Raw genomic sequence first — 26124 nt, forward strand, 5'->3', positions numbered from 1 at the left:
AGGAAACGTGGTGCCACGGCAGGCCTGGATGATCGGATCAAGCATTCTGGCGGCCATCGCGCTCGCCCCAACCCTGGCACAGGCCAAGACGCCATCGGTGTTCGACCAGGTGCCCGGCGACACCCAGGCGATCACCGTGCGCGCGGTGGGCGATGGCAAGGCCGACGACAGCGCCGCGATCCAGCAGGCGCTGGACCAGGCCGGGGCGCGCGGCGAAGGCGTGGTGTTCCTGCCCAGCGGGCGCTATCGCATCACCCGCTCGCTGTTCCTCTGGCCAGGCCTGCGCCTAATCGGCACGGGCAAGACCCGGCCGGTACTGGTGCTCGGCGATGCCACACGGGGCTTCCAGCAGGGCGTGGCGACCATGGTGATCTTCACCGGGCGCGGCCCCAAGGGCAGCCCCACCGCCGGCGACGGCAACGTGCCGTTCCCCCCGCCCGACGCGGTGCCGTTCAATTCCGCCATCGCCGACGCCAATTCCGATGCATTCTATTCGGCCATGGCCAATATCGACATTGCCATCGGCGCGGGCAATCCGGCGGCAGTGGGCGTGCGTTTCCACGCCGCGCAGCATGCCTTTCTGCGGCACATGGATTTTCAGGTCGGTTCGGGCCTCGCCGGCGCCTATCAGGTGGGCAACATGGCGCAGGACGTGCATTTCCACGGCGGCCGCTATGGCATCCTCAGCGAAAAGACCTCTCCCGCCTGGCCGTTCACGCTGCTCGACGCCACATTCGACGGCCAGCGCGAGGCCGCCATTCGCGAGCACGAGGCCGGGCTCACCCTGGTCAACGTCGCGCTGCGCAACGTGCCGGTGGGGATCGCCATCGACGAAGGCTATGGCGACTGGCTGTGGGGCAAGGACGTGCGCTTTGAAAACGTCAGCCAGGCTGGCGTGGTCATCGCCAACGCCAACAACGCCTATACGCAGATCGGCTTCGACAACGCCGTGGCCAGCCGCACCCCGGTCTTCGCCCGCTTTCGCGAAAGCGGCAAGACCGTGGCCGGCGCCGCGCCGGTTTATCGGGTAAAGAGCTTCACCCACGGCATCACCATGCCCGGCCTGGGTGTGCCCGGCGCGGTTGAAACGCGCATGGACCAGGCCGCGCTCGCCGCCCTGCCCCGGCCGCGTGCCCCGGCGATCCGCGCGCTGCCCAGCCCGGCGCAATGGGCCAACGTGCGCGCACTGGGCGCCAACGGCGATGGCCGGACCGACGATACCGCCGCCCTGCAACGCGCGATCGCCACGCACCGCGTGCTCTATTTCCCGATCGGCCGCTATGTCGTCACCGATACGCTGACGCTACGGCCCGACAGCGTGCTGATCGGGCTCCACCCCGATCTCACCCAGATCGTGCTGCCCGATGGCACGCCCGCGTTCCAGGGCGTCGGCGCGCCGCGCGCGCTGGTCCTGGCTCCTGCCGGGGGAGAGGCCATTGTCACCGGGCTGGGCCTGTTCACCGGCGGCATCAACCCGCGCGCCACCGCGCTGTCGTGGCAATCGGGCGCCGGCTCGCTGGTCGAAGACGTGAAATTCCAGGGCGGCCACGGCACGCTGGCGGCCGATGGCACCCGTTTCGATCCCTACAACGACACCCATACCGCCGACAAAGATCCGCGCCGGCGCTGGGGTGGCCAATATCCCAGCCTGTGGGTGAACGCGGGCGGCGGCGGCACCTTTGCCAATATCTGGACGCCCAATACTTATGCCCAAGCCGGCATGGTCGTGTCCGACACGCAGACGCCCGGCCATGTCTACCAGATTTCGGCCGAGCACCATGTCCGCACTGAATTCGGCCTCACCCGCGTCGCCAACTGGGAATTCCTCGCGCCACAGACCGAGGAGGAAGCCGGCGAAAGCCCCGATGCCGTCTCGTTCGACATCCGCGAATCCCGCAATATCCTGATCGCCAATCTCCACGCCTATCGCGTCACCCGCTCGCGCCAGCCGGCCCGTGCCGCCGTGCGGATCGAGCGTTCGGCCGACATCCGCCTGCGCAACGTGCACGTGAACGCCGAAAGCGGCTTTGCCACCTGCGACGAAAACGGCTGCGCCACGTTCCTGCGCGCCAGCAAGTTTCCGTTCGAAAACGCGCTGCTCGACGTGACGCATGGCCTGGAAGTGCGCGAACGCGAATTTGCCGTGCTCGACGTGCCCGCCAATCCGGTTGCGCCGGCAGCGACCAGGGTGCCCGTGACCAAGCTCGCCGACGGATTTTTCTCCGCCAGCGGCGGCGTGGTCGACGCGCAGGGCAAGCTCTATTTCATCGATCATTTCCAGCAGCGCATTCATGGCTGGAGCGAGACCGAAGGGCTGACCACCGAACGCGACGCCCCACTCGATCCGGTCAATCTGACAATGGACCGGGCGGGCAACCTGATCGTGCTCTCCGCGCTCGGCCGCAACGGCACGGTCTATGCGTTCAAACCCGGCACATCGGCGCAGGCGCTGACGGTGATCCCGCCCACCGCCGCCGCCACGACACCGGCCCCCGACCGGCTCACCGCCCTGCCCGGCAACCTCTGGGTCAACGGTGAGTTTCGCAGCCAGCTCGATCCGGCAACCTACCGCTTCACCACTCTGGCAGAGATGTTCGCCCGCGATGTAGCGTTGCCCAAGGCGCAGGAATATGTCTCGCCCGATGGCAGCCTTGCCATCCCCGCCTATCGCGTGTTCCAGCAAGGCCCGGCTGACCATCTCGGCTGGCGCTTTTCCGATTCGCTCGATGCCTATGGCCTGGTCACCGCCAGACCCGACGCGCGGGTGTTCCTGAGCAACGAGTCAGAAGACCGGACCTATTCCGCCCGCCTGGGCGCCGGCGGCGCAGTGACAGACCTGCAACCCTTTGCCGATCGCGGCGGGGAAAGTGTGGCATCAGGGCCAGACGGACGCGTCTACATCGCCAATGGCCAAGTCTTCGTCTACGACGCAGCAGGCCGCCCGATCGACCGGATCGACGTGCCCGAACGCCCCCTGCAATTGCTGTTCGGCGGCAAGGACGGGCGCACGCTCTACATCCTAACCCACCACGCCCTCTTTGCCGCACGGCCCTGAGGAAACCGAACCTGCAAGCGCGCTGGAACGCTAAGCTGCGAGGCGCTGGGCGATCCAGGCCAGGATCGCATCGGCCAGCCGATCCTGGCCCTGCGTGGAATCGAGAGTAAGCGCTGGCTCATCCGCGCCGGGTCGCTCCAGCGTGTCCAACTGGCTATCGAGCAGGCTCGGCGGCATGTAGTGCCCTGGCCGGTTGCCCATGCGCCGGGCCAGTTCGGCCAAGGGCGCATCGAGCAGGGCAAAGGCGATCGGTTCGGCTGTCGCGGTAGCCAGCCGCTCGCGATAGGCGCGCTTCAGCGCGGAACAGGCCGCGACCACCACGCCGCCTTGCCGCACCGCCTGGCCCATCGCCGCGCCCAGGTGATCGAGCCAGGGCCAGCGGTCTGCATCGGTCAGGGCGATGCCCTCGCGCATCTTGGCGACGTTTGCCGCCGAATGGAATCCATCGCCTTCCAGGAATGGGCAGTCCAGCCGCGCCGCCAGCGCCGCGCCCAGTGTCGATTTGCCGCTGCCGCTCACGCCCATCACCACGATGGCCAGCGGCGCCACGCTGTGGCCTGCAATCTTGCCCGACACGCTTCTGTCCTTCCTGCTTTGCCGTCCCCGCATGGCGTGCGCCGCGCGGGTTGCCTGACAGCCATGTCGACAGCGTCCTTAGCCGCGTCGCCGGCGCCCGCCCAATTAGGACCATGGTCGCGGCTGCGTCAGGCGCCCCGCAGTCCTATGCCCTCACCACGGAAACCGGGCTGCCAACGCCAGGACCACGCGCAAGATTGTTAGCGATACCAAGCCAGGCCGGGGCAGCGCCACCGGCCGAGGGACCAGCCATGGGGGAGATTTTCGATGACCACCACGCCAACCGCCACATCGAGCAGCAGGCCGCTGCGCACCGCCCTGGCCAAGGGCACCGCACTCGTGGCGCTGGCCTGGGCCTGCCCAGTGCTTGCGCAAGAGGCCGCACCGGCCGCATTGCCCGAAACCCCTGCCCCAGCAGCGGCGCCCGCCCCCAGCACCGGGGAAATCGTCGTCACCGGTTCGCGCATCACCTCCAGCGGCTTCAGCGCGCCGACCCCCACGCAAGTGCTCAGCGCCGCGGTGATCGCCAAGAGCGCGCAGCCCAACATCTTCACCACCATCGCCCAGTTGCCCTCGCTCCAGGGCAGCACCGGTGCGACCTACGGCACCAACAGCACGTCCAGCGGCACCCAGGGGCTCAGCTCGTTCAGCCTGCGCGGCCTTGGACCGATCCGCACGCTTACCCTGCTCGACGGCCAGCGCGTGGTCGGCGCCAATGTCACCGGCGTGCCTGATATCAGCCTGTTCCCGCAATTGCTGGTCGATCGGGTGGACGTGGTCACTGGCGGCGCATCGGCATCCTATGGATCGGACGCGGTGGGCGGCGTGGTGAACTTCGTCACCAACACGCACTTCGAAGGTTTCAAGGCCAACGCGCAGAACGGCATCACCACCTATGGTGATGATTACAATTACACGTTCCAGGCCGCGGCCGGGAAATCCTTCATGGATGGCCGCCTGCATGTGGTGGTCAGCGGCGAATACAGCCATGAAAACGGCGTTCCCGCCTATGGTTTCGGCGAAGGCCCTGGCCCCAACGGGCGCGACTGGTACGAGACCGAAACGCTGATCAACACTGGCCTGCACACCGATGGCAGGCCGCAATACCGCAACAGCAAGCATGCCCAGGCCTATCAATACACCAAGTATGGCCTGATCACGGCCGGCCCGCTCCAGGGCATCGCCTTCGACCAGAGCGGCAAGCCGTTCAATTTCGTCTATGGCTCCAATGGCGTGCCCGACAAGAACGCCGCCGGCACCGTGACCGGTTGCAACAACGGCTTCTGCGTGGGCGGCGATCTTTCCGGCAACGTCGGCAACGGCACCAGCCTGCAATCGGAAATCACCCGCACCAACGGCTATGGCCGTATCGGCTTCGATATTGATAATGACAACGAGGCCTATGCCACGGTCAATGTGGCGCGCGTCACCTCCAACAACACACCCAATCCGGGCGCGGCCAAGGCCAATTCGCTCACGCTGCAATGCTCCAACCCGTTCGTGCCCACCTCGATCCAGGATCTGTGCGCGGCCAACGGCATCACCAGCTTCAAGTATGGCGTCAGCAACGCGGTGCTGCCGCAGTTCATCAACGTCAATCCGGTGCGCGAGCAATATCGCTTCGTCGCCGGAGCCAAGGGCAAGATCCCGTTCCTGGGCAGCGACCTGCACTATGACGCCTATGTCGAGCATGGCGAGAACATCACCGACATCACGGTGAGCAACATCACGCTCAACGCCCGATACAACGCCGCGATCCAGGCGGTGCGCCTGAACGACGGCACCATCGCCTGCGCCGATCCGGCCGCACGCGCCAGTGGCTGCGTACCGCTCAACATCATTGGCGGCGCCACCCCCAGCGCGGCGACGCTTGCCTATATCACCCCTGCCCATGGCCCGCACCAGCACACCCGCCAGACCCAGGACGTGGCCAGCATCGCGTTCAACAACCAGCCCTTTTCCACCTGGGCCGGCCCGGTTTCGCTGGCATTCGGCGGCGAATGGCGCCACGAATACTACCGCGTGAAAGGCGATCCCTATGGCAACGGGGTCACCGCCAGCAATCCCAACACCGCCGATTACCCGGCCGATCCGCTGCTCAACACCGCTGGCAACAACTGGTACGCGGGCAACTATCACGACGGCAGCGGCAAGTATTCGGTCTATGAAGGCTTCCTCGAAGCGAACCTGCCGCTGGTCGACACGCCCGGCGCCGGCAAGGCCAATCTCAACCTGGCAGGTCGCGCCACGCACTACAGCACCTCGGGCACGGTCTACACGTGGAAGATCGGCGGCACCTGGCAGACACCGGTGGACGGCATCCGCCTGCGCGCGGTCACCTCGCGCGATGTGCGCGCGCCCAACCTGAGCGAGCTCTATGCCGCGCCGATCACGGTTACCGTGCCGGGGCTGACCAATCCGTTCAACAACAACCAGCCTGTCACCGTGCAGCAGAACACGATCGGCAACACCGCGCTCAAGCCGGAAATCGCGCGCAATACCGAGGCCGGCATCGTGCTGTCGCGCCCGGGCTGGGCGCCAGGCCTTAACCTCTCGGTCGATTACTATCGCATCAAGGTGAAAGGCGTGGTCTCCTCACTCAGCGCGCAGCAGGAAGTGAACTACTGCTATGGCGGGGTGACGCAACTGTGCAGCGCCTTCGATCTCAATGCCGCCACGCCCTATGTCAACGTGCAGGCGTTCAACCTCGCCTCGATTTTCACCGACGGCTTCGATATCGAGGCAAGCTACCAGTTCCGGCTCGACAGCCTCAAGCTGCCTGGCAACCTGACCCTGCGCGCACTAGCCACCAATGTGCGCAACTATATCACCGATATCGGTCTGCCCAACACGATCCCCACGCAAGGCGCCGGGGTCAACGCCGGGGCCACGCCCAAGTGGAAAGTGCTGGCAACCGAAAGCTGGGATACCGACAACTTCAGCCTGACCTTCACCCAGCGCTGGTTCAGCGCCGGCAAGATCAGCAACGAATATATCGAGTGCCAGACCAACTGTCCGGTGCAGACCGCACAGCAGGCCACGCTGCACCCCACGATCGACAACAACCGCATGCCCGGCGCGTTTTATTTCGACGTGGGCGCCACGTACAACGTGACCAAGGCGATCACGGCCTATGCCAAGGTGGACAATCTGTTCAACCACGATCCAGCCGCGTCGCCACAGACCAACACCGGGATCGACGTGAACCCGCTGCTCTACGACGTCATCGGCCGGATGTATCGTATCGGCGTGCGCGCCAGTTTCTGACCAGACCCTCCCTCGCCGCCGGTCCCGCTCCCAGGGACCGGCGGTTCTTTTTGTCCGGTGCTCCTACAGACCTAGAGGCTGTTATGGACTTGCTGGTCTGAATGGATTCAAAGGCTTGTATGGAGCAACACCGCAAGCCCTATCCGTCAGACGTCTGCGATGAAGAATGGTCGTTGCTTGCGCCCTATCTGACGCTTTTGCCCGAGGATGCCGGGCAGCGCGAACACAGCCTGCGCGAGGTTTTCAACGGCTTGCGCTACATTGTGAAGACTGGCGCGCCTTGGCGATGGATGCCCAACGACCTGCCGCCGTGGCCGGCAGTTTACCAGCAGACGCAGCGCTGGCTGGCGGCGGGATGCTTTGAGGCGCTGATAGACGATCTTCGCGTGGTGCTGCGTCTGGCATCCGGCCGCACAGCCGAACCAAGCGCCGCGATCATTGACAGCAGAACCTTGCGTTCAACACCCGAAAGCGGCGAACGCGGTGGCTATGATGGAGCCAAGCGCAAGAAGGGCTCCAAGGTCCATATCGCGGTCGATACGCTGGGCAACCTGCTGGCCTTGCATGTCACATCTGCCAGTGCTCAGGATCGCGGTGAGGTCGAAACCATGGCCAGAACTATTCAGGCCGTCACCGGCGACAGCGTGGAAATAGCCTGGGTCGATCAGGGCTACACCGGTCAATCCACCGCCCAGGCGGCGGCCCAGCACGGCATCGATCTCAAGGTCGTCAAACTGCCCGAAGCCAAACGTGGTTTCGTTCTGCTGCCACGCCGATGGGTTGTCGAACGATCCTTCGCATGGGCCACGCGCTTCCGCAGGCTCGTCAAGGATTACGAGCGATATGCCCAGACACTCGCGGGCCTCCATCTCGTCGCCTTCGCCACAATCATGAGCAAGCAGGCCATTTCTTTGATGACAGGTTCATAACAGTCTCTAGGCAATCAGGAACGCGATAGCCGCGTCGTCGAGAGCGGTAAGCGACGTTCTCAGGCCACGGCGATCCAGGGCATGAGTTCGCCGACGGCGTTGGCTGGATGACTGCTGGCGAGCTTGGCGAGGGTCTGAGCCAACCAAGTGTGTGGGTTCACGCCCGAGATTTTGCAGTTCTCGATAAGCGTAGCAATCACCGCCCAATTGTCGCCGCCCTCATCCGAACCGGCGAAGAGCGCGTCCTTGCGATTCAGGGCCAAGGGCCGGATTGATCGCTCGACGGAGTTGGAATCCAGCTCGACGCGGCTATCGTCGAGGAACAGCGACAGCCCGGTCCAGCGGGTCAAGGCGTAGCGGATAGCGTCGGCGAGCTTGCTCTTGGCGCTGACCTGGAGGAGCCTTGCCTCGAGATAGAGGTGCAGGTCATCGACAATGACGCGGGCCTCTTCGGCGCGCATAGCGCGGCGATGTTCTGCCCAGGTGCCCCGGACCTGGTCTTCGATGGCATAGAGCATGGCGATGCGGCGCAGCACCTCTGCCGCGACCGGGGAGTTCCCTGCCAGTTCGTAGAATTTGCGCCGAACGTGCGACCAGCAGAACGCCAGGCTGAGCTGCTGGCCACGCTTGGCCAGCGCGGGATAACCGCTGTAGCCATCGGCCTGCAGGATACCGCAATAGTTCCCCAGGTGCGCTTGGGCGCTCTCACTCTTGCGACCGGGCGCGTAGACGTAGGCCACCAGTGGTGGATCATCGCCGCCCCATGGCCGATCGTCGCGAGCATAGGCCCAGAGCTGCCCTGTCTTCGTCCACCCGCGTCCGGGATCGAGTACGGGGGCGGTGGTCTCATCCGCAAACAGACGTTGGGATCGTCGCAGCTCTTCGATAATGCGATCTCGGAAGGGTCGCAGATACCGTGCCGCCCGGCCAACCCAGTCAGCCAAGGTCGAGCGATCGAGTTGGACGCCTTGCCGCGCGTAGATCTGGGCCTGTCGGTAAAGCGGGGCATGATCGGCGTACTTGGTGACCGCACATGCGCGATCAGCGCTTCGGTGGGAATGCCGCCCTCCACGATCCGCGCTGGTGCCGGTGCTTGCACGACTGCGCCTTCGCAGGAGCGGCAACCATAACGCGGGCGGCGCGTGACTAGCACGCGGAAGCTGGTCGGCACGACATCGAGACGCTCAGCCACGTCCTCGCCAATTTGGTGGAGCGCGCCACCACAGCAAGGACAAGCCGTCGCTTCAACATCGACAACCTGTTCGATCCGCTCGAGATGTGCGGGTAACAGCATCCGATTACGTGCCAACATACCCCGATTTACTGCTTGCATCCGAAGGGGCGCCCACAAATGCCATTGCAACATTGCAAAGCATTTTGTGGGGCAACCGCTTAAAATAGCTCAGCTAGATCCTCACGTGCCTCGCCTCGCGACTTCCTCATATTTGCTGAGGGCCTTTTTTGGTCACCTTCTGGGCCTCAGTCGCCAAGTCACTGCCTGGATCCACAAACGCGTTGTGTGAGAGATTGCCAACCACTCGTGATGCAGTGCAATAGGGGCCATGCGGATCGCCATCGTCGATGAAAGCGCCTCTCGCGCCGCCGTCATCGGCGAGGGCCTTGCCGCGCTCGACGATTGCGAGCTGTTCGTTGTTACCGAACGGCGTGGCCTGGTGGCCCGCATTGCGCATATCGATCCCGACATTGTGCTGATGGACTTGGGCAATCCCTCGCGCGACGTGCTCGAGGAATACTTTGCGGTGAGCCGCGCGCTGGCCCGCCCCATCGCAATGTTCGTGGACGAAAGCGACGACGAGGCGATCGCCGCCTCGATCGACGCAGGCGTTTCGTCCTACGTAGTCGACGGCCTTGCCCCGCATCGCATCCGTCCGATTCTTGACCTGGCGGTCCGCCGCTTCAACGCTTTTTCGCGGTTGCAGGCGGACCTTGCCGAAGCCAAGGGCCAGTTGGCCGAGCGCGCGGCGATCGACACGGCCAAGCGCATTCTGATGGACAGCCGCGGCCTGACCGAACCGCAGGCTTATGCCGAACTGCGCAAGACCGCGATGAACCAGGGCCGGCGGATCGCGGAGATCGCCGAAGCGGTGGTCACCGCGCACAAGCTGATGGGAGGCACATGATGGAAAGCCAGCAATGTCCAGCGAACTGACCGTCGGGTTCCTGCCGCTGGTCGATGCGTGCCTGCCGATCCTTGCCCGCGAGCATGGCTTTGCCGAAGCGGAAGGGCTGTCGCTGCGGCTGGTGCGGGACATGAGCTGGGCGACCGTTCTCGACCGCCTGCTCTATGGCCATAGCGATGCCGCGCACATGGTCGCCCCGCTGGCCATCGCCACGACGCTCGGCCGGGGGCGCCCCGCCCAGCCGCTGGCGGTGCCGTTCGTGCTCGGCCTTAACGGCAACGCGCTGACCATGCGGCCTGACCTTGCCCGCCGCCTGACAGCGCCCGGCCAGCTCGCCGATCCGGTTAGAGCTGGCGCCGCGCTCCGACTGGTGGCGCAAGAGCGCATCGCGGCGGGTGACCGCTTGCGCTTCGGCGTCGTGCACCGCCATTCGACACACAACCACATGCTGCGCTACTGGCTGGCAGCCAGCGGCATCCGCCCTGACCACGATGTCGAGATAACCACTGTGGCACCGCCCTTCTGTGCTGATGCGCTGGATGCCGGCGAAGTCGATGCGATCTGCGTGGGCGAACCCTGGAACAGCGTGGCTGTCGAACGCGGCGCGGGCGAGATCGTCATGGTCACCGCGCAGATCTGGCGGCGCGGGGTCGAGAAAGTCCTGACGATGAAGGAGCGGCTGGTCGACCAACGCCGCGACGATGTCGAGGCGCTGGTCCGCGCGCTGATCCGTGCCGCGCGCCATTTCGTCGATCCGGCCAACTGGGACGCCAACGCCGCGATTCTGGCCCGGCCGGAATACCTCGACGGCAGCGCCGCACTGATCCACCGCGCGATTTCGGACCAGCTGATGCTGGCAAAGGGAGGCGCGATCGTGCCCTTCCCCGATTTCATGTTCCAGTATCGCGAGGCGGCAAACTTTCCGTGGGTCAGCCAGGCCGAGTGGCTCTACACCCAGATGGTACGCTGGGAACACGGCGCGATCGTGCCCGAAGAAGCGCGCAAGGCGGCCCGCGTGTTCCGCCCCGATGTCTACCGTAGCGCGCTGGTCGGCAGCGCCGAACCGCTGCCGGGGGCAAGTTCGAAGGTCGAAGGAAGCCTTGCCGGGACCACCGTCGTCGGCACGCAGCAGGGGCGGATGACACTGGAAAGCAACCGTTTCTTCGATGGCGGGGTGTTCGATCCGGCCGATCTTGCAGGCTACCTTGCCACCCTGCCGTAAGATCGATTTCATGCTGCGTCGCAAAAAGCGCTTTACCTCGCAGGGGCGAATCGCTTAGCCTTGGGCTGCACGATGGCCGTGTCCCGACGAGGGGGCGCACCGCAGGCCAGCCGTGCACAGCATCAACAACGCGTGGCAACGTCGCCGCCCGATCTGGCCCTTCCGGCCAAGTCGAGGCGGCTTTTTTGTGTTGCGCGTCGGCAGGAGCCAACCCGGCGTGGGCAGCAAGGAGCGATCAGCGCAGCAGCAGCGAGGCGACCAGCGCGGCCGCCAGCAGCGCGCTGGTGCCCTTCCAGAACATCGCCGGATCGCGTTCGATCAGCGGCCGGCGACGGGCGGCGGCAAGGCCCAGCGCGCCGCCGCTTTCGAGCGCGCGGAGCAGTTCCACCACATCGCCAAAGCGGTCCTCGCGCCGGGGCGCGATGGCGGTCAGGATCGCGGCATCGAGCCAGCTCGGGATTTCCGGGCGATGGCGCGAAGGCGCCGGCGCGATGCCAAAGCGTGGGCGCTGGAACGCCTCCTGCTCGCCATAGGGCCACTTGCCGGTGAACCAGCGGTAGAGCGTGACGCCCAGCGCGAACTGGTCGGTCAGCGCATCGCCCGCGTTGCCGTCGAACTGTTCGGGCGCCATGAAACCCGGCGTTCCCGGAATCTCGTCGGGATGGAAATCCTCGACACGCGGCAGCCGCGCGACGCCAAGGTCGATCAGCTTCACGCCGCCGTCACCGGTCAGCATGACGTTGTCGGGCTTCACGTCGCGGTGGACGACTTCGAGCTTGTGCAGCGCGGCAAGCCCGCGCACCAGCCCGATCGCCGCCTGCCGCGCCTCTTCGAGCGGCGGATTTCCGCGCTCCAGCCGCGCATCCATGCTCTCGCCTGCCAGCAGCGGCAGCACGGAATAGAGCCCGCTCTGCCGTTCGGGCCGCACCGGGCGCGCCGCCAGCACGAAGGGGCTAGCCACCCGGCGCGAAAGCAGCAATTCGCGAGCGAAGGCCAGCCGCAGCGCATGGTCGGACAGGATCTCGCGGCGGGGGAACTTGAGCACCACCCGCTCGCCGTCCTCCTCGTCCGTGGCGACAAGCAGCACGGCGTGGCGGCCTTCGCTCAAGGCCCGCTCGATGCGGAATCCGTCGATGGTCTCGCCAACGCCCGCCGGGGGGACGAAAGGCAGCCCGGAGACTTCGGCGAGGATGCCGTCGTGATCGGGCGCGGGCAGGCGCACCACGTCGAGTACCAGCGCGGTTGCATTGTCGCGGCCACCGGCGGCGAGCGCCGCTTCGACCAGCCGCTGCGCCGTTGCCTCGGCACTCGCATCCTCACCGATAATCGCGGCGAGGCGGGCTGCCGAAAGCACCGCGTGCACGCCGTCGGTGGTGAGCAGCAGCCGGTCGCGTTCGGCAAGTTCCAGCGTGCAGTGATCGAGCCGCAGATCGGCCTCGAGCCCCAGCGCGCGGATCAGCACGTGATTGAGGTCGGGCTCGGGGCGGACGTGATCGGTGGTGAGGCAGGTCAGCCGGCCCCCGGCAAAGCGCCAGGCGCGGCTGTCACCGACATGCGCCACATGCACCTGGCGCCCGCGCAGGGTCATGGCGGTGAACGTGGTGCCGCTGTTGGCCATGCTCTCGCCCCGGCCCTGCACGTTGAGCCAGCGGTTATAGGCGCCCATTGCCTGCCCGATGGCGCGGGCCGGCCCCAGCGTTTCGGGCAGCGCGTAGAAGCCTTCGACCAGCGCGCGCACCGCAAGTTCTGCTGCGGCGCGGCCCTGCTTCCCGCCACTTACCCCATCGGCCACCGCGGCAACGATGCCGTGGCGGGCACGCTCGGTCGCGGTGCCAAGATGCACGCCGCCGAAGTCCTGGTTGTCGTCACGCGGCCCGGTCGCACTGAAAAATCCAGCCGCAACAACCAGTTCTCCACCGCTCCGCATGTTCGCTTCAGCCCCTTGCGCCCGGGCACGTCGCCCGCCCGCGTGAGGATCGTTCCAATCCACCACCCGTCAAGTGCAGAGAGGACCATCTATGGCCACGGTTGCCATGCCATCCGCTAAGCCCGCGCCGCAGGGCGCCACGACCAGCTTCTGGAAATCCGGCCACAGCCCCACGCTGCTCGCCGCGTTCCTTTATTTCGACATGGCCTTCATGGTCTGGGTCCTGCTCGGCCCGCTGGCGCCGATCATCTCGAAGGAGCTGGGACTGGACCCGGCCCAGAAGGGCATGATGGTCGCCATCCCGACGCTTGCGGGCGCGGTCATTCGCCTGATCAACGGTGTGCTGGTCGATCGTATCGGTCCCAAGCTGACCGGGACGATCAGCCAGATCGTGGTCATCGCCGGACTGTTCGTGGCCTGGCACTTCGGCATTTCCAGCTATCAGGCAACGCTTGCGCTTGGCGTGATCCTGGGCTTTGCGGGGGCGAGCTTTGCCGTGTCGCTGCCGCTCGCCAGCCGGTGGTATCCGCCCGAACATCAAGGCAAGGCCATGGGCATTGCCGGCATGGGCAATTCGGGCACCGTGTTCGCCTCACTGTTCGCTGCGCTGCTGGCCAAGGCCTATGGCTGGACCAATGTCTTCGGCTTTGCGCTGATCCCGCTGATCGCGGTTTTCGCCTTTTACCTGATCGCCGCCAAGGACAGCCCCGACCAGCCCGCGCCCAAGCCGCTTTCGGCTTACGCCTCGGTGCTCAGGGAGGCGGACGCCTGGTGGTTCATGCTGTTCTACTTCGTGACGTTCGGCGGCTTCGTCGGTCTGTCGAGCTCGCTGCCCACGTTCTATGCCGACAGCTTCGGCGTCACCCCGGTGATCGCCGGCTACTGCACCGCCGCCGCCGTCTTCATGGGCTCGCTGCTGCGCCCCATGGGCGGCGCGCTGGCCGACCGCTTCGGCGGTATCCGCACGCTCACCGCGGTCTACGTGGCCGCCGCCGTGCTGCTCGGCGTGATTGCCATGGTCGCGACCAGCGGCCTTGCGATCGCGGTCGTGCTGTTCGTCGCTGTGATGGGCACGCTGGGCGTGGGCAACGGCGCCGTGTTCCAGCTGGTGCCGCAGCGCTTCCGCAAGGAGATCGGCGTGATGACTGGTCTGGTTGGCTTCGGCGGCGGCCTTGGCGGGTTCTACCTCGCAAGCTCGCTGGGCGCGATCAAGAAGGCCACCGGCAGCGCTTCGCTCGGCTTCATGATCTTCGCTGCACTGGCGATCGTCGCGCTGGCAGGGCTTACCGCGGTCAAGAGCCGCTGGCGGACCACTTGGGGTGCCGCCCTTTCGGGCGCCCGCATCTGACCTGAGCTGCCGGGTGACCGGGGCGGCACGCTACCGCCCTGGCCCCACAACATGAGGGAATTTCCAACCATGAAGACCATGCTTCTCGGCGCCGCTGCACTGGCAGCGCCGCTTGCCCTCGCGCAGCCCGCGCTTGCCGCGCCCAAGGCTTTCGGAGATCCGGTGCCGGTTACCGACACGCTGACCTTCGATCCCATGCTGGATGCACGCCTGCGCTGGGAAAACGTCGACACACCGACCAAGGACGCCGATGCCGTCACATTGCGCCTGCGCAGCGGCTTCGAACTGAAGCACGCGCCCTCGCATCTTTCCGTGCTGGCCGAAGCGGAAAGCACGCTGGAAATCGACAACCACTTCAACGGCCTGACGTTCGTTCCCGACAAGGCGCGTCCGGACTACGCTATCGTGCCCGATGCGGCCAACGTCGAACTCAACCGCTTGCAGATCCAGTACCGTACCAGGCAGCTGGGGCTGACGGTGGGCCGCCAGCGCATCAACCTTGACGATCAGCGCTGGGTTGGCGGTGTGGCCTGGCGCCAGAACGAGCAGACCTTCGACGCCGTGCGCGGCGAAGCCACGATCGGCCCGGTCATGGCCGACGTGACCTATGCCAACAGCCAGCGCACGATTTACGGCCTCGATGCTGGCCCGCGCACGGCCTATGACGGGAACTTCTGGTTCCTTCAGGCGGGCGTGAAGCAGGGCTCGGTGACGCTCAAGGCTTTCTCATACCTGCTCGATTACGATACCAAGGAGCAGGTCGGGCCACTGGCCATTACGCTGGCCGACACCCAGACTTATGGCGTGCGCGCCACCGCCGCACTGCCGCTGGGCAAGAAAGCCAAGCTGAACCTGATCGGCAGTTATGCTCACCAGCAGGGGTGGAAGGATAACCCGGCCAAGTACGGCGCCGATTACGTGAACGCCGAAGCCGGGCTTGCCGCCTATGACTTCACCGCCACGGGTGGCTATGAAAAGCTCGGTTCCGACAAAGGGATCGCGCTGCAAACGCCGATGGCCACGCTGCACAAGTTCAACGGCTGGGCCGACCTGTTCCTGACGACCCCGAAGTCCGGCCTCGAAGATGTTTACGTCGGGCTCGCCAAGGCGTTTCCGAAGCTGCACGGGCTGAATGCCAACGTTACTTGGCACGATTTCCATTCGGACGTCGGCCACGTAAAGTTCGGCGAGGAATGGGACGCCAGCGTGGGCTTCAAGGTGCGCAAGGTGGCGCTGCTTGCCAAGTATGCCGATTACAAGGCCAAGGGCTTTGGTGTCGATACCACCAAGTTCTGGCTTGAGGCGGACTACGCTTTCTAAGCGCGGTTTCTGCGCGTTGCATGGGGCGGAACGCGGTTCGTCCAGGGGCCGCTTTCCGCTTTCCATTGCTGCAGCGCAAAAATGTTGCTTGCACTCAACGCCCCGAATCGGTTAGCCTTTGCTTCGAAGGTACCAGCGCCACCCAATGAAGGGTGATAGAGCGCCACCTGAACCATCACCATTGCGTGGCATCGTCGCCGCCCAGACCTCCCTTCACCGGGATGCGTTCGGGCGGCTTTTTCGTGTTCACGCATCTGCCAGAGGGAAATCCCGTGAACACCCCGACGACAGTGCTAGACAAGCAAGCCCCCGCAACCGTCCCGGTTCGCGAACGGCTTGCGGTGATCGGCAACGGCATGGCCGGATGCCGCGCCGTGGAGGAAATCCTCGCCCGCGATCCAGACCGCTTCGATGTGACCATCTTCGGCGCCGAACCGCGGGTGAACTACAACCGCATCATGCTTTCGCCCGTACTGGCGGGCGAAAAGGCGTTCGAAGACATCGTCATCAACGGTCCCGAATGGTACGCCGACAACGCCATCACGCTGGTTTCGGGCGATCTGGTGGTTTCGATCGACCGCGACACCCGCACCCTGGCCACCCGTTCAGGGCGGATCGAGCCTTACGACCGCCTGCTCATCGCCACCGGTTCCGACCCGTTCATCATCCCGGTGCCCGGCCATGATCTGGATGGGGTGGTCACCTTCCGCGATCTGGACGATGTGGACCGGATGCTGGCCGCAGCGGACAAGGGCGGTTCGGCCGTGGTGATCGGCGGCGGGCTGCTCGGGCTTGAAGCCGCGCACGGGCTTGCCTTGCGCGGCATGAAGGTCACCGTCGTCCACATCATGCCCACGCTGATGGAGCGCCAGCTCGACGAAGCGGCGGGCTTCCTGCTAAAAAGCGAACTGGAACGGCGCGGCCAGACCATCGTCACCGGCGGCGACACTGCCGAGATCACCGGCGCCAACGGCCAAGTCACCGGCGTGAAGCTGAAGGACGGGCGCGAATTCCCGGCCGATATCGTCGTGATGGCGGTGGGCATCCGCCCCGCGACCGGGCTTGCCAGGTCGGCGGGCCTTGCCGTCGAGCGCGGCATCGTTGTCGACGATCACATGGTGACGAGCGACCCTGCCATCATGGCGGTGGGCGAATGCGTCCAGCACCGGGGCCAGTGCTACGGCCTGGTCGCCCCGCTGTGGGACATGTGCCGCGCCTTGGCCGATAATGCTTGCAGGGATGAGGGGGCTTGCGAGCAGCCCACCGGCTACACCGGCTCGGTCACGTCCACCAAGCTAAAGGTATCGGGCATCGACCTGTTCAGCGCCGGCGACTTTTCCGGCGCAGACGGTGCCGAGGACATCGTCATGCGCGATGCCGCGCGCGGGATCTACAAGCGCGTGGTGGTGCGCGACAACCGCCTGGTGGGCGCGGTGCTCTATGGCGATACCGCCGACGGATCGTGGTACTTCGACCTGCTGAAGAAGGGCGAGGACATCTCCCCCATCCGCGAAGCGCTGATCTTCGGACAGGCCTTTGCCAGCGGAGGGCCATCGCTGGACCCTAATGCCGCCGTTGCCGCCCTTTCGGACGATGCCGAAATCTGTGGTTGCAACGGCGTTTCCAAGGGCCAGGTCGTCGCCTCGATCAAGGCCGGGGCGTGCAGCCTCGATGCGGTGCGCTCCACCTGCAAGGCTTCGGCGAGCTGCGGTTCGTGCACCGGTCTCGTCCAAAGCCTGCTCGCGCTGACCCTGGGCGACGAAGTCCAGTCGGGGCCGAAGACGCTGTGCAAATGCACCAGCTTCGGCCACGATGACGTGCGGCGCCTGATCTTGGAAAAGAACCTTAAGGCGATCCCGCAGGTGATGCAGGAACTGCACTGGAGGACGCCCGATGGCTGCGCTTCGTGCCGTCCGGCGCTCAACTACTACCTGCTCTGCGCCTGGCCGGGTGTCTACGAAGATGATCAGAAGAGCCGCTTCGTGAACGAGAGGATGCACGCCAACATCCAGAAGGATGGCACCTATTCGGTGGTCCCGCGCATGTGGGGCGGCCTGACCAACCCCAAGGAACTACGCGCCATCGCCGATGTGGTCGAGAAGTACAACGCGCCGATGGTCAAGGTGACTGGCGGCCAGCGGCTCGACATCTTCGGCATCAAGAAGGAAGACCTGCCCGCAGTCTGGGCCGATCTCAACGCCGCCGGGATGGTTTCGGGCCACGCCTATGGCAAATCCTTGCGCACCGTGAAGACATGCGTCGGGTCGGAATGGTGCCGCTTCGGAACGCAGGATTCGACTGGGCTGGGCGTCAAGCTGGAACGCATGACCTGGGGTTCGTGGATGCCCCACAAGTTCAAGATCGCGGTCAGCGGCTGCCCGCGCAACTGCGCCGAAGCGACGATCAAGGACTTCGGCGTGGTCTGCGTCGATTCAGGCTACGAACTGCATGTCGGCGGCAATGGCGGGATCAAGGTGCGGGCCACCGACCTGCTGTGCAAGGTCGCGACGGAGGCCGAGGCGATGGACGTGTGCGCCGCCTTCATCCAGCTTTACCGCGAACAGGCGCATTACCTTGAACGCACCGCGCCGTGGATCGAGCGGGTCGGGCTGGATCACGTCAAGGCCGGCCTGTTCGACGATCCCGACCGCTTGACCCGGCTCGCCGCGCGGTTCCGCCATTCGCAGCTGTTCTGCCAGGATGATCCCTGGGCCGAACGCGCCGCGGGCGCCCATTCCGAACTTCACCAGCACCTTGCCGAGGTGCGCCCCCTTCAGATGGAGCAAGCATGATGTTCGGCGATTGGCTCGATATCGGCCCGGTGGACCAGATCGCCCCGGGCACCGCGCGCACCCTGCCGGTGGTCGGCGGCGAAGAGATCGCGGTATTCCGCACCCAGAACGGCGAATTTCACGCGCTGATCAACAAGTGCCCGCACAAGCAGGGGCCGCTGTCGCAGGGCATCGTCCACGGCGGCATGGTCACCTGCCCGCTGCACAACTGGAACATCTCGCTGAAAACCGGCGAGGCGCAGGGTGAGGATAAGGGGTGCGTCCCCGTCATACCGCTCAAGGTCGATGCCGAGCGCATCTACCTGCTGCGTGCCGCCGTACTGGGCCAGCGCGCAGCGTGAGCGAAATCCGCACCACCTGCGCCTATTGCGGCGTCGGCTGCGGCATCCGGGCCGAAGTCACGGGGCCCCGGACGGTGACGATCCGGGGCGACGAGGCGCACCCCGCCAACTTCGGCCGGCTCTGTTCCAAGGGCACCCACCTCGGCGAGACGGTTGGCCTCGAAGGCCGCCTGCTCTCGCCGATGATCGGCAACCAGCGCACGGACTGGGACAGCGCACTGAATCTCGTCGCCGAACGGATGCGCGCGACCATTGCCGCGCACGGGCCAGACAGCGTGGCCTTCTATGTCTCGGGCCAGTTGCTGACCGAGGACTATTACGCCGCAAACAAGCTCATCAAGGGCTTCGTCGGCACCGCCAACATCGACACCAACAGCCGCCTGTGCATGGCGAGCGCGGTCGCCGCGCATAACCGCAGCTTCGGCGAAGACCTTGTTCCGTGCTCGTACACCGATCTTGAAGAGGCCGACCTCGTCCTGCTCGTCGGCTCGAACACCGCCTGGTGCCATCCGGTGATCTGGCAGCGGATCGAAGCAGCGCGCGAGGCGCGGGGCACGAAGATCGTCGTGATCGACCCGCGCCGCACCGAAACCGCCGAGCAGGCCGACATGCACGTAGCCATTGCACCCGATGGCGATACCACTCTGTTCAACGCCCTGCTCCACGCGCTTTGCGAACGCGGGCTGGCCAAGGTGGAAGCGTGGGACGGCCTTGCCTGCGATCCGGGCATTCCCGCCCGGCAATTCGCCGCGCTGGTCGACCTCGTCGCCGCAAGCCCGCGCATGGTCACGCTGTTCAGCATGGGGGCGAACCAGTCGACCGGCGGCACCGACAAGGGCAACGCGATCATCAACCTGCACCTTGCCACCGGGCGCATCGGCCAGGCCGGCGCGGGGCCGTTCAGCATGACCGGCCAGCCCAACGCGATGGGCGGGCGCGAAGTTGGCGGGCTTGCCAACACGCTTGCCTGCCACCTCGGCTTTTCCGAGGCAGAGCGTGCCGATGTCGCCGCCTTCTGGAACACGGACCGGCTCTGCCCCGGTCCCGGCCTGAAAGCGGTGGACCTGTTCCGCGCGATTGACCAAGGCGGCGTCCGATTCCTGTGGGTGATGGCGACCAACCCTGCCGTATCGATGCCTGATGCGGCTTTCGTGCGGGCCGCGCTGGCCAAGTGCGAAACGCTCGTCGTGTCCGACGTGATCGCCGATACCGACACCGCCCGCCTGGCCCACGTCCGCCTGCCCGCGCTTGGCTGGGGCGAAAAGGATGGCACCGTCACCAACTCCGAACGCCGCATCAGCCGCCAGCGCGCCCTGTTCGCACCGCCGGGCATGGCGCGGGCCGACTGGGCGATCATCGCCGACGTGGCCCGCAGGCTTGGCCACGGCGGGGCCTTCGCCTGGAACAGCAGCGCCGATGTGTTCCGCGAATATGCGGCGATGACCGCGCTGGCCGCCCGACACGGCAAGGTGCTCGACCTGACGGCGCACGCCGCGCTGTCGGACGAGGCCTACGACGCGCTTGCGCCGTTCCAGTGGGGTGGCCGGCAGGCGCTGGCGCCCGAACAGAAGATCGTTCCGGTCCGCCCGGCGCAGATGCACTTCGATCCGGCCTTCCCGCTGCGGCTCAACACCGGGCGCTATCGCGATCAGTGGCACACGATGACCCGCACCGGGCTGAGTCCCAAGCTGTCGCAGCATCGCCGCGAGCCGCTGCTGGAAGTCCACCCCAAAGACGCAGCCGCAGCTGGCCTGGCCGAAGGCGCTCTGGCGCGCGTGCGCACCCCGCAAGGCAGCGCAGTTTTCCGCGTCGCGTTCGATCCGGGCCAGCGCCATGGCGAAATCTTCGTGCCGATGCACTGGAGCGATGCGATGGCGGGCGATGGGCGCAGCAACTGGCTCGTGGCACCGAACGTCGATCCGGTGTCGGGCCAGCCCGGCTTCAAGAACGGCCCGGCGCGGATCGAACCGGTCGTGGCCGATTGGCGCGCCTTTCTGGTTTCGGTCGAAGCGGTGCGCCCTCAGGGCATTCCCTACTGGGTGGCTTCGCGCCTGCCGCAAGGCTGGCTGATGGAACTGGCCGGCGAGGGCAGCGTAAATGTCGACGCGCTGCTTGGCGAAGGCGAGCGGATCGAAGTGGTCGACACCGCGCGCGGGATGCGCCGCATCGTCGTACTGGCAGGGGACGGCACCGTTGCCGCTGCGCTCTATGTCACCCGCAGCGGCACGCTGCCGGCGCGCGACTGGATCGCCGCACAAGTCGGCCTTGGGCAAGCGGCCCCGGCCGAACTCCTCGCCGCTCGCCCCGCCTCGCCCGCGCCCGATCCCGGCCCGATCGTCTGCGTCTGCCACGGAATTGGTGCGCGCAATATCGAGACGGCAGCGCGCGGTGGCGCGTGCACGGTCGCTGCCATCGGCGCGGCAACGGCAGCGGGCACCAATTGCGGTTCATGCCGCCCGGCGATCGCCCGGCTGCTCGAAACGATCACCCCATCATCCGAGGAGAAGGCGGCATGAACGACGATTTCCCGCAAGGCAGCGTATGGCTGGTCGGCGCAGGACCGGGCGATCCCGAACTGCTCACCCGCAAGGCTGAGCGCCTGATCGCCCGCGCCGATACGATCTTCCACGATGCGCTGGTCGGCGAAGGTGTGCTCGGGCTCGCCCCGCCCACCGCACGGCTGATCTATGTCGGCAAGCGCTCCGGCCGCCACTCGAAGGACCAGACCACCATCGACCGCCTGATCGCCGAAGCGGCGCTGCGCGGCGAGCGTGTCGTCCGGCTGAAAGGCGGCGACCCGGCAATCTTCGGCCGGGCGACTGAGGAACTAGACGCGTGCCGCGCGGCGGGCATTGCCGTCTCCATCTGCCCAGGCATTACCGCCGCGAGCGCCGCGGCAGCCTCGCTCGGCGCATCGCTCACCTTGCGCGGATTGGCCCGGAAACTGACTTTCGTCACGGCCCACGCTCGCGCCGGAGAAACGCTCAATCTCGATTGGAGCTCGCTGGCAGACCCGCAGGCGACTGTGGCGATCTACATGGGCAAGGCAGCTGCGAGCGCGGTCTCGCACGGGCTGATCGGCGCTGGCCTGCCGGGCGATACGCCGGTCGCCCTCGTGGAAAACGCCAGCCTGCCGAACGAGCAACGTTTCCATACCCGGCTCGACCTTCTGCCACTGGCCGCGCGGACGGCGCTACGTGACGGACCAGCGCTGCTGCTCATCGGGCAAGCGCTCAAGCGAACATCGTGGGGCGCTGGGGCGGCACGAAGGACACTCGAAGCATGAAAAGAGTACTCGGGTGGTTAATTCAGCATCTCGATGCTGACACGTGTCCCCGATGTGGTGCGCCCATCGCGAGAAAATGCGGGAAGGTTTGTCCGGGCTGTTCTTGGAGACTTTCGGAAAATCCTCGAAGGTGAGCTTTGTAACTTGGCACCTGATTTTTCACGCTGCCTCGGCCCAGGCCATTAAAGAACGCCGGTGTCTGTAATCTTGGGAGTAGGAGAAAGGCGTTTCGGAACGCATCGGATGACCGGTTTCGGTTTATCCGGACGTTCGAAGTCTCGCTGCCACAAGGCCGCTTTGTCGAAGGGTTTCGGACGCCGGCAGGCGTACGAAAGTCTTACAAGTACGACCCGCGGTGAGGCTCGCACAGGTCTATGGGTAAAAGGGCTTTGGTGTGGATTGGGGTGGCTGAAGCAAGCCTGCCGGCCAGCCTGTGATGGGCGGAATAACTTGGAAGTCAGATGGCCATTTCTCTCGAAGCGCCGCTGATCCTGCTGGCCATGAGCCCAAGTTTGACTGTGCTGGCGGCGTCGACACGCCTATCCCCATTGGCCGGGGCGCAGTGTTCACGGCCATTATGCAGGGTAAGCCATGCCGGATCATGGCGTGTTCTCCCGGGTCGGCGGTGCTGGCTGCGGCGGTGCACGCGGTTGGCACCAGCGGACGAAGGTCTCGATGATGGTCATGTGCCCGCCGCAACATGGGCATGGCGGGCGATGGTCGGGCGGTTCGTCGGGTTCGGGCCCGTGGATTGGCGCGGCAACGCCCAGCAGCTTGCGGGCGAGCGCCATGGCGTCCTTGTGGGTTGAACTGGCGAGCAGGCCGTAATGCCGGATGCGGTGGAAGCCGCGCGGCAGGACGTGGATCAGGAAGCGGCGGATGAACTCGTCGGCTGCCAGCGTCATGACCTGCTGGCGCTCGCCACCGTCGCGGCGATAATCCTTGTACCGGAACGTCGCGCCGGTCTCGTCGAAGGCAATGAGGCGCCGGTTCGAAATGGCAACGCGGTGCGTGTAGCGCGAGAGATAGGCCAGCACCGCTTGCGGACCAGCAAAGGGCGGCTTGGCATAGACCACCCAGCGCTTTTTCCGGATTGGCGACAGATGCCGCAGGAAGGCCTTGCGCGCGGCAAGCCCCGCCAAGGTGCTGAAGAAGGCTAGCTTTCCAGCATCGAACAACGCCAGCAGGCGCGTAAGAAACAGCCGACGGAACAGCGCGCCCAGCACACGCACCGGCAGCAGGAAGGCGGGGCGCGACGAGATCCAGCGCGTACCATCCGGGGCGATGCCGCCGCCAGGCACGATCATGTGAACATGCGGATGGTGGGCCAGTGCCGATCCCCACGTGTGCAGCACGGCGGTGATGCCGATCCGCGCGCCCAGATGTTTGGGATCGGCTGCGATGGTCAGCATGGTGTCTGCAGCCGCGCGAAACAACAGATCATAGACCACCGCCTTGTTCTGCCAGGCGATGTCGGCAATCTCGGCAGGCACCGTGAACACCACGTGAAAGTAGCCGACCGGCAACAGATCGGCCTCGCGCGCGGCCAGCCATGTGCGCGCGGCAGCGCCCTGGCACTTGGGACAGTGCCGGTTGCGGCACGAGTTGTAGGCGATCCGCCAGTGCCCGCAATCATCGCAGGCTTCGACGTGACCGCCCAGTGCACCGGTGCGGCAGTTCTCGATGGCCGTCATGACCTTGAGCTGACCGAGGCTGAGATGCCCGGCATGGGCTGTGCGATAGGCGGGCCCAGCGCTTCGGAAGATATCAGCGACCTCGAGCGAGGTGCGCACCGGCTCAGCCGGGAGGTGCCGCCTGCGCCTCGAGCAGCGTCGTCAACTTGTCCAGCGGACTGATGACCGCGCGCACCGTCCGAGTTGCGACCGTGGTGTAGAAAGCGGTTGTCTCGAGGTTCGCGTGCCCGAGCAGCGCCTGGATGATCCGAATATCGACACCGTCTTCAAGCAGATGCGTGGCGAAGCTGTGCCGCAGAGTGTGTGGGCCGACACGCTTTTTGATACCCGCAGCCTCGGCAGCATCAACAACGATCCGATGGAGCTGCCTGGTACTAAGCGGCTTGAGATAGTGCATGCCCGGGAACAGCCAGCCATCGGCGTGCATGACGCCTTGCTTGCGGCCCACCGTCCACCACTCGCGCAAAAGGGCAAGAAGGTCAGCGGGCAGGAGCGCATTGCGATAGCGCCCGCCTTTACCGCGCTCCACGCGCAGGAGCATGCGCTTGCTGTCGACATCGCGGACCTTCAGCATCGTCACTTCGGCGGCGCGCAAGCCAGCGCCATAGGCAACGGACAGTGCAGCCTTGTGCTTCAGGCAGTTGGTTGCGCCGAGGAGAAGCACGACCTCGTCGCGGCTGAGGACAACAGGCAATGCGCGAGGGTTCTTGACCGTATAAAGCTTGCGGGACAGATCGGGACGATCAATCGTGTGCGTAAAAAAGAAACGCAGCGCAGAAACGATGCTGTTCATGGTCGGGATCCCTATGCCCGCCTCGCGCTGTTCGACCTGGAATTGCCGCAGCTCTTCTACCGTCGCAGTATCGGGGGGACGCCCAAGATATGTGGCGAACCTCGCGACATGCCGCACGTAATCGAACTGGGTCTTCCGCGTGAACCGGCGCATGTTCATGTCTTCAATCATGCGCTGACGCAGGGAACTGGCTGGGGCATCAGACAGAACATTGGTCATGGTACGACTCCTTGGTTGAAAGGAGCCGGAATCGTCTGCCTACTCGGGCCAGACCTCAACTTAGACCCAGACAGCCGATCACTGGCCAGGCCTCAAAACATGCGCCACTCCCGCGCCAGCGGGTTCGTACCTGTCCCAGAACCAGGCATTTCTACCCGCAGCGATAACGGTGAACCAACGGCAGGTTATCGAAGAGCTGCGACGATCCCAACGTCTGTTTGCGGATGAGACCACCGCCCCCGTACTCGATCCCGGACGCGGGTGGACGAAGACAGGGCAGCTCTGGGCCTATGCCCGCGACGACCGGCCATGGGGCGGCGATGATCCACCACTGGTGGCCTACGTCTACGCGCCCGATCGCAAGAGTGAGCGCGCCCAGTCGCACCTGGGGAACTATTGCGGTATCCTGCAGGCCGATGGCTACAGCGGTTATCCCGCGCTGGCCAAGCGTGGCCAGCAGCTCAGCCTGGCGTTCTGCTGGTCGCACGTTCGGCGCAAATTCTACGAACTGGCCGAGAACTCCCCGGTCGCGGCAGAGGTGCTGCGCCGCATCGCCATGCTCTATGCCATCGCAGACCAGGTCCGGGGCACCTGGGCAGAACATCGCCGCGCTATGCGCGCTGAACAGGCCCGCGTCATTGTCGATGACCTGCACCTCTATCTCGAGGCAAGGCTCCGCCAGGTCAGCGCCAAGAGCAAGCTCGCCGACGCTATCCGCCACGCCTTGACCCGTTGGACCGGGCTGTCGCTGTTCCTCGACGATAGCCGCGTCGAGCTGGATTCCAACACCGTCGAGCGATCAATCCGGCCCTTGGCCCTGAATCGCAAGGACGTGCTCTTCGCCGGTTCGGATGAGGGCGGCGACAATTGGGCGGTGATCGCTACGCTTATCGAGAACTGCAAAATCTCGGGCGTGAACCCACACACTTGGTTGGCCCAGACCCTCCCCAAGCTCGCCAGCGGTCATCCAGTCAACGCCGTCGGCGAACTCATGCCCTGGATCGCCGTGGCCTGAGAACGTCGCTTACCTTGAGACTTCGCGACTCGGAAATAAGCCACGGAAAACAGGCATAAAAAAGCCGCCTCGGGATGTCCTGAAGCGGTTTGGTATGATGGGATATGGTTGCGGGGGCAGGATTTGAACCTGCGACCTTCAGGTTATGAGCCTGACGAGCTACCGGGCTGCTCCACCCCGCGATGCGCTGCGGCCCCGT

The 26124-nt window shown here is 65.5% G+C and carries 15 protein-coding genes, 1 tRNA gene and 2 pseudogenes; 12 read left to right on the forward strand and 6 right to left on the reverse strand.

Annotated features, from left to right (window positions below):
- Positions 1–28 precede the first annotated feature (28 nt).
- Positions 29–3055 carry a glycosyl hydrolase family 28-related protein gene (locus ABIC78_RS19420; protein ID WP_171797638.1) on the forward strand — a complete coding sequence of 1009 codons (3027 nt, stop codon included), beginning with the start codon at positions 29–31 and terminating at the stop codon, positions 3053–3055.
- Positions 3056–3085: 30 nt separating this feature from the next.
- Here ABIC78_RS19420 and ABIC78_RS19425 read toward each other — a convergent pair whose 3' ends face one another.
- Positions 3086–3580, reverse strand: a complete 495-nt coding sequence (locus ABIC78_RS19425; protein WP_082209292.1) for a gluconokinase — start codon at positions 3578–3580, stop codon at positions 3086–3088.
- 318 nt (positions 3581–3898) lie between these two features.
- Here ABIC78_RS19425 and ABIC78_RS19430 point away from each other — a divergent pair, with 318 nt between their 5' ends.
- Entirely contained in the window at positions 3899–6898 is a 3000-nt protein-coding gene (locus tag ABIC78_RS19430) for a TonB-dependent receptor plug domain-containing protein (protein WP_171797633.1), read from the forward strand.
- A gap of 119 nt (positions 6899–7017) precedes the next feature.
- Positions 7018–7827, forward strand: a complete 810-nt coding sequence (locus ABIC78_RS19435) for an IS5 family transposase (protein ID WP_354491467.1) — start codon at positions 7018–7020, stop codon at positions 7825–7827.
- A 59-nt stretch (positions 7828–7886) separates the two neighbouring features.
- Here ABIC78_RS19435 and tnpC (ABIC78_RS19440) read toward each other — a convergent pair.
- Positions 7887–9127, reverse strand: a pseudogene (tnpC, locus tag ABIC78_RS19440) (IS66 family transposase); the annotation flags it as partial.
- Between the two features lie 262 nt (positions 9128–9389).
- On the opposite strand from tnpC (ABIC78_RS19440), the gene ABIC78_RS19445 reads away from it, so the two are divergent.
- Positions 9390–9968: an ANTAR domain-containing response regulator gene (locus ABIC78_RS19445; protein WP_022678162.1), complete on the forward strand. Its 579-nt coding sequence runs from the start codon at positions 9390–9392 to the stop codon at positions 9966–9968.
- A 13-nt stretch (positions 9969–9981) separates the two neighbouring features.
- The gene (locus tag ABIC78_RS19450) at positions 9982–11190 is read left to right on the forward strand and encodes an ABC transporter substrate-binding protein (protein ID WP_054132371.1); all 1209 of its coding nucleotides are present in this window, start codon (positions 9982–9984) and stop codon (positions 11188–11190) included.
- 235 nt (positions 11191–11425) lie between these two features.
- Here ABIC78_RS19450 and ABIC78_RS19455 read toward each other — a convergent pair whose 3' ends face one another.
- On the reverse strand, positions 11426–13117 hold the full coding sequence (locus ABIC78_RS19455) for a bifunctional protein-serine/threonine kinase/phosphatase (protein WP_022678163.1): 1692 nt from the start codon (positions 13115–13117) through the stop codon (positions 11426–11428).
- A 91-nt stretch (positions 13118–13208) separates the two neighbouring features.
- On the opposite strand from ABIC78_RS19455, the gene ABIC78_RS19460 reads away from it, so the two are divergent.
- The 6 genes from ABIC78_RS19460 (at position 13209) to cobA (ending at position 22204) form a co-directional block, all read left to right on the forward strand.
- Positions 13209–14465 carry a nitrate/nitrite transporter gene (locus ABIC78_RS19460; RefSeq protein ID WP_168353154.1) on the forward strand — a complete coding sequence of 419 codons (1257 nt, stop codon included), beginning with the start codon at positions 13209–13211 and terminating at the stop codon, positions 14463–14465.
- A 69-nt stretch (positions 14466–14534) separates the two neighbouring features.
- Entirely contained in the window at positions 14535–15785 is a 1251-nt protein-coding gene (locus ABIC78_RS19465; protein ID WP_171797682.1) for an alginate export family protein, read from the forward strand.
- Between the two features lie 221 nt (positions 15786–16006).
- Positions 16007–18577, forward strand: coding sequence for a nitrite reductase large subunit NirB (nirB, locus tag ABIC78_RS19470; protein ID WP_022678166.1), 2571 nt, complete (start codon positions 16007–16009; stop codon positions 18575–18577).
- A complete protein-coding gene (gene nirD, locus ABIC78_RS19475; protein ID WP_028658358.1) occupies positions 18577–18918 on the forward strand; it encodes a nitrite reductase small subunit NirD in 342 nt (113 codons plus the stop codon). The genes nirB and nirD overlap by 1 nt, the downstream gene beginning before the upstream one ends.
- Positions 18915–21434 carry a nitrate reductase gene (locus ABIC78_RS19480; protein WP_171797681.1) on the forward strand — a complete coding sequence of 840 codons (2520 nt, stop codon included), beginning with the start codon at positions 18915–18917 and terminating at the stop codon, positions 21432–21434. Before nirD ends, ABIC78_RS19480 begins: the two co-directional genes overlap by 4 nt.
- Positions 21431–22204, forward strand: coding sequence for a uroporphyrinogen-III C-methyltransferase (gene cobA, locus ABIC78_RS19485; protein WP_054132369.1), 774 nt, complete (start codon positions 21431–21433; stop codon positions 22202–22204). The genes ABIC78_RS19480 and cobA overlap by 4 nt, the downstream gene beginning before the upstream one ends.
- Before the next feature lie 599 nt (positions 22205–22803).
- Here cobA and ABIC78_RS19490 read toward each other — a convergent pair.
- Complete coding sequence (locus ABIC78_RS19490) at positions 22804–23997, reverse strand: IS91 family transposase (protein ID WP_354491471.1); 1194 nt, start codon at positions 23995–23997, stop codon at positions 22804–22806.
- Between the two features lie 4 nt (positions 23998–24001).
- Positions 24002–24910, reverse strand: coding sequence for a tyrosine-type recombinase/integrase (locus tag ABIC78_RS19495; protein WP_054132368.1), 909 nt, complete (start codon positions 24908–24910; stop codon positions 24002–24004).
- Between the two features lie 181 nt (positions 24911–25091).
- On the opposite strand from ABIC78_RS19495, the pseudogene tnpC (ABIC78_RS19500) reads away from it, so the two are divergent.
- Positions 25092–25925, forward strand: a pseudogene (tnpC, locus tag ABIC78_RS19500) (IS66 family transposase); the annotation flags it as partial.
- A 105-nt stretch (positions 25926–26030) separates the two neighbouring features.
- Here the strand turns inward: tnpC (ABIC78_RS19500) and ABIC78_RS19505 are convergent.
- A tRNA-Met gene (locus tag ABIC78_RS19505) sits at positions 26031–26107 on the reverse strand.
- Positions 26108–26124 lie beyond the last annotated feature (17 nt).

It is taken from the genome of Novosphingobium sp. 1529 (assembly GCF_040544855.1).
Lineage (GTDB): Bacteria > Pseudomonadota > Alphaproteobacteria > Sphingomonadales > Sphingomonadaceae > Novosphingobium > Novosphingobium capsulatum.

Coding starts and splice junctions, on each gene's coding strand:
- ABIC78_RS19425 (WP_082209292.1), bottom strand. CDS start 3,580: ATGGGCGTGAGCGGCAGCGGCAAATCGACACTGGGCGCGGCGCTGGCG.
- ABIC78_RS19455 (WP_022678163.1), bottom strand. CDS start 13,117: ATGCGGAGCGGTGGAGAACTGGTTGTTGCGGCTGGATTTTTCAGTGCG.
- ABIC78_RS19460 (WP_168353154.1), top strand. CDS start 13,209: ATGGCCACGGTTGCCATGCCATCCGCTAAGCCCGCGCCGCAGGGCGCC.
- ABIC78_RS19420 (WP_171797638.1), top strand. CDS start 29: ATGATCGGATCAAGCATTCTGGCGGCCATCGCGCTCGCCCCAACCCTG.
- ABIC78_RS19435 (WP_354491467.1), top strand. CDS start 7,018: ATGGAGCAACACCGCAAGCCCTATCCGTCAGACGTCTGCGATGAAGAA.
- ABIC78_RS19430 (WP_171797633.1), top strand. CDS start 3,899: ATGACCACCACGCCAACCGCCACATCGAGCAGCAGGCCGCTGCGCACC.
- ABIC78_RS19445 (WP_022678162.1), top strand. CDS start 9,390: ATGCGGATCGCCATCGTCGATGAAAGCGCCTCTCGCGCCGCCGTCATC.
- cobA (WP_054132369.1), top strand. CDS start 21,431: ATGAACGACGATTTCCCGCAAGGCAGCGTATGGCTGGTCGGCGCAGGA.
- nirD (WP_028658358.1), top strand. CDS start 18,577: ATGTTCGGCGATTGGCTCGATATCGGCCCGGTGGACCAGATCGCCCCG.
- ABIC78_RS19450 (WP_054132371.1), top strand. CDS start 9,982: ATGTCCAGCGAACTGACCGTCGGGTTCCTGCCGCTGGTCGATGCGTGC.
- ABIC78_RS19495 (WP_054132368.1), bottom strand. CDS start 24,910: ATGACCAATGTTCTGTCTGATGCCCCAGCCAGTTCCCTGCGTCAGCGC.
- nirB (WP_022678166.1), top strand. CDS start 16,007: ATGCGTTCGGGCGGCTTTTTCGTGTTCACGCATCTGCCAGAGGGAAAT.
- ABIC78_RS19465 (WP_171797682.1), top strand. CDS start 14,535: ATGAAGACCATGCTTCTCGGCGCCGCTGCACTGGCAGCGCCGCTTGCC.